The sequence below is a fragment of the Spongorhabdus nitratireducens genome (assembly GCA_947387575.1).
GTDB lineage: Bacteria > Pseudomonadota > Gammaproteobacteria > Pseudomonadales > Endozoicomonadaceae > CANDOC01.
The window spans coordinates 751,360-764,309 of the sequence record CANDOC010000001.1; the positions used below are offsets into that span (position 1 = coordinate 751,360).

10 protein-coding genes are annotated in these 12,950 nt (G+C 45.2%); 4 read left to right on the forward strand and 6 right to left on the reverse strand.

Annotated elements, in window-relative coordinates:
* The first annotated feature begins 231 nt into the window (after window positions 1-231).
* Entirely contained in the window at window positions 232-1,407 is a 1,176-nt protein-coding gene (locus tag ACYZZ0_RS03430) for a C2H2-type zinc finger protein (RefSeq protein WP_461535175.1), read from the forward strand.
* A 666-nt stretch (window positions 1,408-2,073) separates the two neighbouring features.
* Window positions 2,074-4,836 carry a hypothetical protein gene (locus tag ACYZZ0_RS03435; RefSeq protein WP_461535176.1) on the forward strand — a complete coding sequence of 921 codons (2,763 nt, stop codon included), beginning with the start codon at window positions 2,074-2,076 and terminating at the stop codon, window positions 4,834-4,836.
* A 26-nt stretch (window positions 4,837-4,862) separates the two neighbouring features.
* Here the strand turns inward: ACYZZ0_RS03435 and ACYZZ0_RS03440 are convergent, their stop codons facing one another.
* A complete protein-coding gene (locus ACYZZ0_RS03440; RefSeq protein ID WP_461535177.1) occupies window positions 4,863-5,417 on the reverse strand; it encodes a hypothetical protein in 555 nt (184 codons plus the stop codon).
* 288 nt (window positions 5,418-5,705) lie between these two features.
* Here ACYZZ0_RS03440 and ACYZZ0_RS03445 point away from each other — a divergent pair, with 288 nt between their 5' ends.
* Window positions 5,706-7,211 carry a hypothetical protein gene (locus tag ACYZZ0_RS03445; protein WP_461535178.1) on the forward strand — a complete coding sequence of 502 codons (1,506 nt, stop codon included), beginning with the start codon at window positions 5,706-5,708 and terminating at the stop codon, window positions 7,209-7,211.
* A 188-nt stretch (window positions 7,212-7,399) separates the two neighbouring features.
* Here the strand turns inward: ACYZZ0_RS03445 and ACYZZ0_RS03450 are convergent, their stop codons facing one another.
* The 3 genes from ACYZZ0_RS03450 to ACYZZ0_RS03460 form a co-directional block, all read right to left on the reverse strand.
* A complete protein-coding gene (locus tag ACYZZ0_RS03450; protein WP_461535179.1) occupies window positions 7,400-7,960 on the reverse strand; it encodes a GIY-YIG nuclease family protein in 561 nt (186 codons plus the stop codon).
* A gap of 219 nt (window positions 7,961-8,179) precedes the next feature.
* Window positions 8,180-9,430, reverse strand: a complete 1,251-nt coding sequence (locus ACYZZ0_RS03455; RefSeq protein WP_461535180.1) for a toll/interleukin-1 receptor domain-containing protein — start codon at window positions 9,428-9,430, stop codon at window positions 8,180-8,182.
* Between the two features lie 37 nt (window positions 9,431-9,467).
* On the reverse strand, window positions 9,468-10,607 hold the full coding sequence (locus ACYZZ0_RS03460) for a hypothetical protein (RefSeq protein ID WP_461535181.1): 1,140 nt from the start codon (window positions 10,605-10,607) through the stop codon (window positions 9,468-9,470).
* Window positions 10,608-11,131: 524 nt separating this feature from the next.
* Here ACYZZ0_RS03460 and ACYZZ0_RS03465 point away from each other — a divergent pair.
* Entirely contained in the window at window positions 11,132-11,344 is a 213-nt protein-coding gene (locus tag ACYZZ0_RS03465; protein ID WP_461535182.1) for a hypothetical protein, read from the forward strand.
* On the opposite strand, the gene ACYZZ0_RS03470 is transcribed toward ACYZZ0_RS03465, so the two are convergent.
* Together ACYZZ0_RS03470 and ACYZZ0_RS03475 are read right to left on the reverse strand one after the other, a co-directional pair.
* Window positions 11,326-11,994, reverse strand: a complete 669-nt coding sequence (locus tag ACYZZ0_RS03470) for a hypothetical protein (RefSeq protein WP_461535183.1) — start codon at window positions 11,992-11,994, stop codon at window positions 11,326-11,328. The genes ACYZZ0_RS03465 and ACYZZ0_RS03470 overlap by 19 nt on opposite strands.
* Before the next feature lie 514 nt (window positions 11,995-12,508).
* Window positions 12,509-12,913, reverse strand: a complete 405-nt coding sequence (locus ACYZZ0_RS03475) for a winged helix-turn-helix transcriptional regulator (RefSeq protein ID WP_461535184.1) — start codon at window positions 12,911-12,913, stop codon at window positions 12,509-12,511.
* Between the last annotated feature and the right edge of the window lie 37 nt (window positions 12,914-12,950).

A 12,950-nucleotide genomic window follows, 5' to 3' on the forward strand; every position in this document is an offset into this window, starting at 1 on the left:
ATAGATGCACCCGCTGACTGATGCCACGGGCTGCAAAACCATGGATAAAATTGATCTGTACAATCAGCCTGCCACGACTACTTTTACTGAATAAACAAATAAATATTCATGGATATCGTGGGCGTGACAAATTCAGGCAGGATAAATACGAAGGGTAAAAGCTGGCTGCTTTCGATACTTAATGACATTAGTCGTTCAATTATACTGGCATTCGGAGTTTATGGTTGCAGTTTGACTCTGCAGGCAGGGCCTGAGGTCGAGCCCAGGACATATCAGCCGCATATGTTGCTGGGTGATCTGCCCGGCAACCAGACAGCAGACAACACACTAATTGATCCGCCTAAAACACCCGCAGTACCTGTTTCCCCAGTACCTGTTTCCGCAGTCATGACCGCCCCCTGTCTGGTTACAGCGGTAACACAGGACAGTAGCGGCACTCAGCATGTAACTGTCACTTCAGTCTCAGACAGTTCAACTCTTACGGTTTCGGTCACATCCTCAGCCAATTCTCTGCCCTGTGTCACACCGGCTGCTTGTGCGGGCGCAGAGCCGAATGCGCAACCGCCATCCATGACCCGGGTAATCGCTGCAGCGGACACTACAATCAATCTTCTGCATCCGGAAGCGCCAGAGTTTATGGTCTGTAATCCACTTGTTGCCAATGTGTCTACGCTGGTAAAAAAAACCTATAAAGTTGATGTATTCTGCCATCCTGTTACCGGCGATGTGATAACAAGAGGAGATCCCGTCGAGTGTAAGGTGGAAGTTATTAATGGCCTGCCTTACGCCCATTGTTATCGTCCAGATGGCACACCCCGGTCTCAGCCACCCCCGGAAGTCGTATTATCACGGCACCAGAAAAAAGCGGCGCCCCCGCCAGCCGTGACAATGATGGCGGCCACTCAAACAAACATGCCATCTCCCTTTATGACACCCCCGCCAGCTCCACTGGATACCGGCCTGGAGTCTTTTCCCTTATCCGCTGTTAATTCGGCGGCTACCTTCATGACGACAGCAATGACGACAATGACCGGACACGCCAGCTTATCACCAGGCCATTTATCATCAGGCTATTTATCATCAGGCTATGCAACTGGCATAAATCATATCCGGCCTTCACGCCTACATGCCTGCACCTATTCGGGTTGCAATAAAACCTATACCAAGTCATCCCACCTCAAGGCTCATTTTCGAACCCACACCGGAGAGAAGCCTTTTGCCTGCGATTGGGAGGGATGTACCTGGCGATTCGCCCGCTCAGATGAACTGACTCGCCACATGCGTAAACATACCGGCGAGAAACCGTTTGAATGCACAGTCTGTAAAAGAAAATTTAGCAGGTCAGATCATCTTGCTTTACACGTCAAGGCACACGACAGGCAAAGTGGGAAGCTAGATAACCGATAGAGTCCGCTCAGTGTTGGTAAACTCTTGCCGGGCTATAACTATTTCAATTAATCGGATCGTGGCTTCTTTGCTTCAATAAAATATATGGGTCCTTCAATATAGCCACGCTGCTGACCGGACAGAATTGAAAGCTGGAACTCTCCCGAACTACTTTCCTGCCAACAGCCGGACTCCTTTGAAAAAGAATATATTGAACCATTATGTTCCAGCATGACCTGACGGCCATACCCGAAGTTGTTCAGTCCATTTAAGCGCTCAAGGAGGAGAAGCTGATGATTAATAAGGGGTTAGCCATATTATCGAAGGAGCCTGATTATCGCAGAACTCAGCAGCTCCTTGTTTTTAAATGAACTATATATGCACCTTATAGTCATAATTAATCACAACACGCAAATAATTTACCGTTTGACTGCATACTGAATGAACCGGTTTTTTTACTGCTTGCTACTATTATCCCTTTGCTATTGTTGTCAGCTCACAGCCGCAGATTACCCACGTGCAAAAAAACCTTTTGTCAGTGACTGTAAAATAGCTAAATCGTGGCTTATCCCTCACGATCTGCAAACGACCACTGCAGTTGAAGCTCCCGGCTCACAATGTACAATCACAAACGCTGAGTCCCGGTGGTCTGAGCAAGAAGCTCACGCAGCAGAGTCAGGTCTGACCGTGGTTGAAACCGGGCTGCCGGATTATATGCTGCTCGCCTTGCGCTGGCATCACATCACCCGGATTCTGCTGAAAAGAAAGCCTGAGCTGATCATCCAGTGTGACCCTGACGGCAATACCCTGCTCCATCATGCCAGCACACAGGGTTATGCGGACACAGTAGCTCAGCTGCTGGCTCTGAATGCCGACCCAACCCGGCTTAATGCGGCCAATCAAACCCCACTTGAATGTGCCCGGGCCAGAGGCAGAATTGCCGCTATCCGTCTGCTGGAAGCACTGAATCCGGAGCCTGAACCGCCAACAACACCGGAAGCGGCTGAACTGACTGTTGAAACGCCTCCCTTACCGACATTTACCTGGGTAGAAGTGGAAGAAGCCCTTTCCCGGGCTTATTTGTTATACAGCTTTGAAGAACTGAATGATCTGATCCGGCAGGGCTTACTGGTCTGGCAGGATCAGGTTGCATGGAGAGATCCGGAAGAACTGGGCGTGATTCTCATAAATGCCCTGTTGCCTCCAACTGAAGCCGAAACTGAACAGATATGTATTCGCTGGCTGGCACACCACCCCAGAGCTAGCGCCATTATCGCCACCCGTAACAGCAGCGGAGATACCGCACAGGATATCGCCCGCAAGAAGGGTTTTACCGGGCTGACTGCCCTTTTGCAGTCATACTGCGATCAGGGTGATGGACATGAAGCCGTCCCTGTTCAGCCAGTTCCGGGTAGCCATGCCTGTGTGGACACAGAGGAAAATAACCTGGATCCATCTGATGACGAAATGAATAGCCTGGAGTTAGTCACTGTAGTACCCGGTCAACACTATAAAATGAATGATCTGGGTGCATCAGATGGTCAGCTGGGCCGACCTGATATTTCGGCTGTAGTAAGGCCACCTGCTCACACCAGCAGCCCGGCTCCGGCTCAAGACAAAGACACTCAGCCCCCAAATAATCTGGATGAATCTGATGATGAAATGAATAACCTGAGCCTGGGCGCTGTAGTACCCACTCAACAAAATGGGCTGAATGATTTGGGGTGTCTAAGAGAGGAAAGTCTAAGGGAAAGGCTAAGGGAGGATACCCATAGATATCGGGAAACTTCATACTGTATTCATGAACGCTCAGGCTCACATATTGAAATCAATGACCTGAGTGCATTAGATGATGAGCTGGATCCACCTGCTCATATCAGCCGTTCAGCACTGACTCAAGACGAAGACACCCGAACCGAAAATAATCTGGATGCAACAGATGACGAACAGGAACCTTCCCCCACGCCTACACCTTTCTCTAAAAGCAGAAAGCCGCTACCTCATCAAAACCCGGCAGCGCCTGTAGATCCTGCCAGTGCTTTCGTCACAGCCTGTGAAGGCCGGGATTTCAGCTCCCTGTTGCAACTGATTGATTCCGATCTCCATTGTACTGATCCACAACTGGATTGCTGTACTCTGGAACAGTTTACCCACCTGCTCTGCAGCGCTACCCTGGCCGGCCAGCAGCAGGTTGTGGAATGGTTGATAACACATCCGCATATAAAAACCATTGCACGCAATGGCTGGCAACAAGAGTTCATGCCAGTTCTGCTGGATGGTCAACCTGCTCCGGAAACCGCACTGGTCGATAAAGATGCGGCGCTGCATATTGCGGTACGTCACCAGTACTATGAGCTGGTCAGATTATTACAGCCCGTCAGCAATCCCGGACGACTGAACAGCAAGTCTGAAATGGCCTGGCGTATGATGCATCATGATCAGGCTCTGATGATGTGGCTTTATGCCCGTAAGCACGACCTGGATCCGGACACCCTGCCCTGGCCCGTTACTGAGGCTATACCCGGAACACGGATCATTGTGCTGTCAGATGCTGAACAAGCCCAATATCGGAGATTCAGGGAGATAAATACCTTCTGCGGGACCCGCAGCACTGACCGGCTGCTGTCCATTGCTGTAAAAATGAAGGATATTGCTGCCATCCGTGGGCTACTTGCTACCCGCCACAATGATGATTCCATAAAGCCAAAAGGCTATGACTCCGTTGTCTACTGCTCAATCGATACTGATGGCGATTCCTGTTTACAGGGGAGCTACAGTCAGTTCAAAAATGATAAAGGTGCTTATCTGGTTCTGCTCAAACAACCTTATGGCTGTACCGAGCTGTATGAAGAAAGCGTTGTATATGGCCAGCGCTCGCTGACCCGCAAGAGCAAAGTGGTCATTACCGGTCACGGTCCCAATATAGCAGGCAGAACCGGTGCCGAGTTTGCCCACGTCATTCATCAGTGGCTGAATGAACACGACTGTCTACCATACGATACCCCGAGTATTACGCTGTGCAGTTGCCATGCCGGTGGAAGTCAGGTGCCTGCAGAACAACTCTATGCCACCTTTGGTGAAAGGCGGAACATTGGCTGGCTCAACTTTGCTCATGAATTTACAGAAACCCTGGCCACGCTTGATCGTTACCCACGGGTAACGGCAACACCGGGTCTTGTTATGATAACCTCACAGGGACTGACGATCAGTGTGCTGGGAACGGAGACCGATGTGTTTGTTTTCAAGGCAACACACTGGCAGGGCGACAGCAACTGGCTTGATAATCCTGTCCACGCTATGGAAGCCAACCTGACCGGTATTACTCCGGAGAATTACCGTCATGATCTGATCGTGGTCTTTGAATATGACCCGGTTACCGCAACGATTACCAAAAGGCTGAAACATGACCAGGGAATGGGCGGGTTAAGTTCCAGGATGCCGCGGTTGTAGCGCAAGGTTGAAATCAACACCCGCTATCACTCTGTTTTTACCGCCTGCCGCAGATCATCAATAATACTGCGATAGTCCACATACAAACTGTCCCTGTATTCATCAAGATAAGCGCCAAACATTCGGTCATAGCTGTCAAAACTGTCTTCCTTCTCAACTCGGGTCCAGATCAGATACGGCAACAGCCTTTTACTGGCACTCAGTGCCAGATGCCGGCGTTCATCAACGACAATGCCGCTGTAAAAGTTGAGCTGATTATCAGCGGGCAGCTGAATTTTAATGGCGGGTTTGAACAGCCGGGTAGACCGTTCATAGCAGCAGTCCATGCTGTCATAGATATCTTCGTAATCAACCAGCAAACTGCACTCGCCCTTGTCCTCACCGGATTTCAGCCGAATAGTCAGCTTGGCCACAATAAAATGACCGGTAAATTTTCCCACCAGTTTTACCACCAGACGGGCGTCCGACAGATCCCTGATATGAGCAAACCCGATATTCTTTGCAATACCCGCTATCTCACAACTTACCCGGTAAACCCCGCTACAGGTAACCGGCGCAATAAAATCACGAAGCGATAGCATGAGAGTAAACCTGTGGCCTGGCACGAAGATAAAATGAGACAGAATAGAAACAAAAGATAGCTTAGATCAGTTTTTCATGATCATCCCGGCATCAATTTTGCTCGGCTCGGATAGTGTCAGCATTGCACTTGAGCGGGGCCAGTTTTTTCAGGGATGGAGAACACACCCTAGGGCGTTTTGAAAGAAACAAGTGACAGCAACACCGTCTATCAAATAAATATTCAATTTTACTGCAGGTGGCATATTTTTAAATATCCAGTCACTCATTGTGAATGAATATCTTGTGCCATGAATCCAAGCTATCACTGGAAGAATGCTGTACTGATCCCGGGTATGTGCTGTATCTGGATGATAGGCCTCGGTGTTGCCGAACTGGATGCTTCAGACCATGAACCGGATTCCAGTACAACAACAATGTTTACTCGATTGAAAGTCAGTTCAAAGCCGCCGGTAAAATCATCGCCTTCCACCAGACGTCATCATTTGTCACAACACAGCAAATCCCATGAGTCACTAGGTTCAGCGACAACTTTCTCTACAGTAGCAACCTCTGCGTCAGACCACTGTGTACCCGTTAAAGCGCCTGTAACCCCTATACAGAGTTCTCATCAGGTACAGAGATCAAACGGGTACTGCAAACCCTATATTTTTGATTACTGTTCTTCTGACTATTTTCCTGATGCCATTGCTGTTGCCGCACTGGCTGCCGGGGATCAATACCTTGAGCTGCGACGGGAAGCCAAAACCGGCCTGAAGCATACTTACTCTGAAGAGGTCACAGTTCAAACCGAAGATAATATGATGTGCTCATACGATATGACAGAATCCTCTGCAGAGAAGCGCTGTGACTATGCTGAGCTGGGACTGCAAATGATGGCCAGAGAGAAGCACTATGCTGTGCAGATGCTGGTGAAGCTGACACCGCAGGGCGGAGCGATACTGGAAAAGGTTCACAACACCACTAAAACACTGAATGGTTACCCCGAACAACTTTCCAGTACGGTTTATTACACCGAGTGTAGGGACAGCTATTTCCCCGGCCTTCTACTTATTCCCTGTCCCCGGCATGCGATGTCTTACCTGATTGTGGCACTGCGGGAGCGTGACACCCTGTTTAAACAGAATGTGCTGGGGACAGAACACGATTTTGTTAAGGTCACTCCCCAAGAGCTTCTTCCGGAGCAGGATCTGATTATTCTCAGTCTGGCACTGGCCCGCTGTATTCTGGAGATTTATCAGGAAAGTTATGAATTTGAACAGCCTCCTGCGCTAAAGGATTTCTGCCTGCATGATACAACACACCCGGTATTTATCCGCCCTCAGCATCTCCGACCCAAAAAACCTGCGACGACAGAAATAGACAGGGTGACGGCAACTGCCGGAAATGGTGCAGCCGCACCATGCCAGACTTGCCCGAGAAGTGAAGTCATATACTGGCTGGGCGGAGTATTCGCCATGCTGGCAGGCGTTGATAATATTTACATCCTTGAACTCAGGGCAAAACTCAACGCCCATGATAGTAACTATGTTCAAGTGTGCGAAGCGCTCAGGAAGACGCCATACAAACAGCATGTCACAGATCACCTTGACACGGCTTGTTCGAAGTGGGGTGAGCTTAAGAAGTCAGGTGTCGTGCCCAGAGTAAAAACCAAACTGCCTCCAAAAGTCCATCTGCTGGCACTGGCGAGCTACATGCTAAGAGAGAAGGCCACTAACAGGCCAACCATTAACCAGGTCGCTGATTACCTGTTAGCCGTTGTCAAAAAGCATCAGATTCCCGTCGATTTGCCATAAATAATGCCTCCGGAGTTCCCCTTCAAGGTGGCTCATACTACCTTCGTGAAACAAGGAGATATAAAAGAGATATAGGAGCAGAGATATAGGGCACCCATATATTGAACTGTAGAGGTCTAAGTATGGGTGTCCCTTTTTATTTTGCTTTTATTTTTCTTCAGTCACTTGGATTTTTGTTATGCTGTGCGCTAAATCAGTATTTGATATTCTCGTGAATCACCCTGTGAAATAAACTCTATGCCCTTTCTTGTGAAAAATTCCATCAACACTTCAACCCTATCGTAACCAAGAGTATTCGTGCCATTTTCAAAGTTTTCGATCACATTTTCACTGATGCTAACACTGGGATCATTTGCTATGTCCGTATAAGTTAGTTCTAGTGCCAAACGTGATTTTTTGAATACGCTAGGAGTAAATTTATCACAGGCTTTTCTAGTCACTTTCCAAGATTTGTCTACCCACTCCAGACAAGCATTTGTAGCCAAAACAATCTTATCTTTGATTCTATCAAGATCTTGAGGATATAGTTTAAACCACTCACCTCTTAAATGATGATCCTGATAAAAGAAGTGCAAATTCCGTTCAGCATCTTCAGCTTCTTGTTTAGTAGCAAACTCCACCTTGTGGTGAATATATAAATATTGATGATTTCCTATATTTAGCTCACCTCGTCGTTTATAAGCATCATTAGATATACCTATTTTCAACGGACCACCCTTCGGGCCTATAACATATAGAAAGTAACTCATTATTTCCTCTAGAGCATAACGCTTGGTTCAGGTGACGTGCCGCAGGTGCGGTCATCTGGAACCACTTGTAAGGAGCGATCTAAAGAGCGATCTAGGAAAGAGCGATCTAGGACACCCATATATTGAGTTAATAGAAAATATGGGTGTCCTATATTCTTGCCTAAATCAGGTGCGCCGTAGGCGCCACCTGGATTTTTGTTATCTGTTCATTACTCGGTGCTAGCCATGTGATTTTCTTTGCTTTATAACTTCTTTAATTCTATTCTTCAGCCAGTCGACAAGTTTTTTTGACTCTGGATCAATTCTCAAAATTTCATCGTAGTGCTTTAAAGCAATATCATGTTTATTTATAATTTCAGATAAATAGCTGCCATAAGCAAGATGTGCTTCTAAGTAATCAGGGTTGATAGATAGTGCTTTTTCATATAATTCACATATTATTTTCTGATTTTCTTCGTTGTTGTTGCGACACTGCTTATAATAGTTCGCCAAATTGTTATAAGCTCTCTCTTCGGTTGGATTGTATGAAATTATTTTTTCATACTGATTTTTGGCTCCTATATGATCGTTGAACTTATTACTTAATAAGCAACCTAAATTCAATCTTGCGATTGTGAAATTTGGAAGATTTTTTACCGCGTTATCGAGCAAACTCCTTGCTAGCTCTTTATTCTTATCTAATTGAAAAAGCATGAAAGCATAGTTGTTCATCGCATAGTAATTATCACAATTTAATTCTATTGCTTTTTCGTAGTTGAACTCTGCTTTTCTTATATTGCCTCTTTTGGAAGCAATACTTGCCCGTATTGAATATGCATCTGATACAGGGTTATTATTCTCTAACCATTCATCAAGTAATATTTCTTTTGTTTCAATATCATCAATATTAGATATTTTTAAAAGCTCAACCAGATGAGTGATATTGACGAAACCTAAGCAGTTTAAGATGGGTTTGTAGCCATCATCTTTTAGCTCTTTAAATGTAAGGTTTTTTAAATCACTAATATATGAAAGAAAATCATTGACTTTGGATACAATTTCTTCTACTACCTTCAGCTCACTTATCTCGTTAATAATTGCTGTAGCTGGTATCGAAGAAATAAGTGTACTTATAGAATCCTTTTCTTTGATCCAGTATTTTGTATACTCAAGTCTGTCTTCTATTGAATAAATCTTTGTACCATCGACAATTACGGGAAGTATCTTGCTGTTAAAATCCGTATCTTTCAAAATATGTAAAACTTCTTTCATGCAATTTTTAGAAGACAAGTAATTTCTACTTATCAGCAAGATAGCAAAATCGGTTTCACGTATTTTTCCCATGAAATCAGAAATCTTTGACTTATACTCTAAGTCTCTTACATCTCGAACAAGGTCTATTTGAAATTTACTTAAATCTTGTTCTATTTCATTGGCAATTTTCATATCATGCCATGAGTATGAAATGAAAACTATTTTCTTTTTGTTCATGTTTACTCTGATGTCTGTTGAACAGCTAACGCCGCATTCAGCGGCTTGTCCGCTGCAATGCTTTGTTAGGGCTTAATTCAGAGTTACTTACAAGCAGCTTTCCATCGATAAGATATACATCTATCTCATCCTGATCCATCAGGTGAGCCAGAACCTTGAAACTGTGTAGCTTTGCATCCAACAAATCAAATACTTTGTCTTTTATTTGGGCAACAAAGGTAACATGCCTTTCTAATTCATCACTCAAATTCTTGCGGTCATAACCAGACAAGCTCATATCTTCTTCGATTTTTTGCTTGTGCTCGCTTGTAAAATTGTCAAAAGCTTTCAGTCGGTACTCCATAAGTTTCTCAAGTTCTCGTTGAACTCTATTTACGAAATCTTTATGCCTCTTAATGTTACTGGTAGAATAATTACCACTAAGAACTATTTCACAAATTCTACCAGCTACCAAGCGTTCGAAGACTGAAAATACAGGGTGAGATAAAACTTTCATCACGAAGAACTGATCAGGATTGATCCGTCGACCATCATGCGTATTGAACCAGTAGTTATAACCCGTTGAATAGTATTGTGGTTCCGACTGTAGCAAGTCGCTAAATCTCTGTCTTTGAGAGACATACATTTCATAACAGTCTTCGTTATTCTTTACTATTCGAGATAAATATACATCTCTCATTGACCTATCCACTGAGATGTCAGGTATGCTTCTAAAACTATCTACTATAGTCTCTGAAATCCTTTCAAATCGAGCTTGTTCCTCAAGAATTTGGTGATTCCTGATATCAACGCAAAGATGGGAGATGTAAGATAGACTATTTTGAATTGCGCTATATAGACTTATACCTAACAAAGTGGGCATTAGATCCGTTTGATTTTCTAGTTCAACTTTTTCCAAACCAGCAACATCACTAATTTTACCTTTCTCTATGCATGTAGATGTCAGCAGCCCCTTTAACTCTCCACTGTTAATTGTCATTAGTTCACGAGAAGAGTCTTTCTTAAAAACAACTCTATAAAAGAACTCATCTTCAGCTCCTGTCGAGGAACTGTTTAGTTTTTGACTAAATGCCGAAACAAATGACGAATTTGAAATTAGGGAGGGATTAGGAATTAACTCCATGAGTTTCGGATTATTCTCAAAAATAACTTGAATGTTTTTTGGTAAATCTGACATGTATATTCCTTTCTATATTTTTTGAGCCCTTACAGTGGTTTATGCGCACAACTTTCGCTTAACAAGCTATCTGTGCAAACGCATAATTACCTCAATACCAGCAACAGCAAGCCTTTCCGTCATGTTCCCTGATATGATGAATTTAACCGCCATGTCGCATTTCCCGATTTGTATAGTCGTCACTTAACTTGTCCAGGCCTCAAAAAGTCAGAACAATCCAATACAAACTAATGACTTGCAGCGCCACGCCACATGCCACATAGACGAACTTCACTACGCAGGCATTCGATAGATACGCTACCGCCCCTCCGGCTCCGAAGTACAGAAAGGCAGATTGCAACAGGGACACAGGGATATTTATGGTGCTATCGTACCGGCTAACTTCAGGCCGGTAAACGACATGTAATAGATATTTGGAGGCAGGCCGTTCAGTTCGGCCAGAAAGAGGCGGCTTATGGCGATTCTGCAGTGGTATCCGGGCACACTTTAAGCTTGAACAGAACTGCTATCGCATGCATTAACTCATGGCTGACAGGGATTTTTTTCAGGGTGGATTCGAATACGCTCCCGGCAAAACAGCAGTCCGTGTTCTGCTGGTCAGCTTTAAGCATCACCCCAATACAGACGGTACAGATGTTATTGTGATCGTACAGCAAGGTGTGGATTTGGGTTCATGCCTAACCCAGCAGAGAGTATGCATGCCAACCGGACATCCTTTTTATCTTGGTAAGAAATGATAAACCTTGTGCTCAGGCACCATTTTCCCATATTTATCTTTTATTTGACGAACCAGCATTAAGCTTTGCTGATCAGTACGATCAACTTTTGAGAGAACGTAGAAGGCCGTAGCCAGCGCTTCTTTTACCATGCCGCTGGAAATATGACGATTAAACTCAGAATCAGGGCCAAAAACTATTGAAAAACGAGCAACGGCATCTGTAAAGCCTCCCTGACAAAGAATAATGGCAGCCCTTTCATACATCAGTAGTTGATGAATGACTGTTTCAATAACATGGTTTGATAGATAATTAACGATTGAGCTTTCCAGCTCAAAAAGATCTTCTTTTTTTCTTCTCCGGGACATCACTTCAAAAAGAAAACCCCAGGCTTTGAGACTTGCACTTTGGTTAGCAATCTCACTTCGACTATGAGCTAACAAATCAGACCAGCACTCAGTAGTCTCGTGAGCAAGCGCCAGATTCATTTTTTCATGCCCGGCTTTCAACCACCTCTGAAAATCATGAACTGCTTGAGTTCTTTGTGTCGCAATATGCTGACAATGGTTACTCTCACGATCATGATCCTCTCGCCGATTGTCCCCTCTGTGAGACACAACGGCTTTATGTGGCCCAACACCTGCATCCATAAGTGCCAGGCCAATCGGCATGGTATAGATTCTTCTATTACAGTGCTGGCAATATGCCTCGGTATTTTCACTCCAGGCTCTGCATTCATAGCAATATTGCTGTTTTTTTGAAGGAGGCTGGAACGGGCTTGTCGTTAGCGACATCATTGCCTTGCAGCGCTGGCATGGATCACCGGTATTCAGATCTGCATTCCAGTGCCTACATTTCTGACATTGTTGCCCTTTAGCCGGGGATTTTAGCTTGGCGGAACAGTGCCTGCACGAATCTCCTGCCTTTGCCCCTTCATTCCAGGCTTGACAGTTTTGACATATATAAGCAAAAACTGAATGACTGTTCAGCAAGAGCAAAAATATAATGAAGGCAGAAATCGAATGAACGTTGAGAATTCCTTTACTCTGCCACCTTAACAACTGAGTCACCTGGGCTTTACCATTCAAACACAGCGTTCGACGCAGTGTTAGTAAAGCGCACTACCCGAATCTATCAAGGTGCTGCGCGCTGGTGTCTTTAGGACTTGCTTTAATCTTTATACGGTCAGCTTCTCTCATCGTAAGCTTTGCGGGCGCGTCTGATTTCATCATGATGCGTGTCCGCCCAGGAAACCAGCTGATACAGAGGTTTAACCAGGTCTTTCCCCAAATCTGTCAGCTCATATACCACCTTCACAGGTACTTCGGCGTAGACCGTTCTGCTGACATACCCTTCCCGCTCCAGGTCCCGCAACGTCTGCGTAAGCATGCGCTGTGAGATGCCCACCACTCTGGATTTCAGGGAGTTAAATCTGTCCGGACCTTCGACCAGTGCAAATAAAATCAATACTGACCATTTGTCACCGATCTGTGCCACTACATTACGAATGGGGCACTCTTCAGTGTTGTGAAAGATACGCTTTTCAGCTCGAACTGTAGCGCTCGCCTGCTCTCTGTTTTTTACTACCACGCCGCAGCCCTCTTACCAATATCCGCCTATGGGTTAC

Coding starts and splice junctions, on each gene's coding strand:
- ACYZZ0_RS03450 (WP_461535179.1), bottom strand. CDS start 7,960: ATGAGTTACTTTCTATATGTTATAGGCCCGAAGGGTGGTCCGTTGAAA.
- ACYZZ0_RS03460 (WP_461535181.1), bottom strand. CDS start 10,607: ATGTCAGATTTACCAAAAAACATTCAAGTTATTTTTGAGAATAATCCG.
- ACYZZ0_RS03440 (WP_461535177.1), bottom strand. CDS start 5,417: ATGCTATCGCTTCGTGATTTTATTGCGCCGGTTACCTGTAGCGGGGTT.
- ACYZZ0_RS03445 (WP_461535178.1), top strand. CDS start 5,706: ATGAATCCAAGCTATCACTGGAAGAATGCTGTACTGATCCCGGGTATG.
- ACYZZ0_RS03465 (WP_461535182.1), top strand. CDS start 11,132: ATGGCTGACAGGGATTTTTTTCAGGGTGGATTCGAATACGCTCCCGGC.
- ACYZZ0_RS03470 (WP_461535183.1), bottom strand. CDS start 11,994: ATGCCGATTGGCCTGGCACTTATGGATGCAGGTGTTGGGCCACATAAA.
- ACYZZ0_RS03455 (WP_461535180.1), bottom strand. CDS start 9,430: ATGAACAAAAAGAAAATAGTTTTCATTTCATACTCATGGCATGATATG.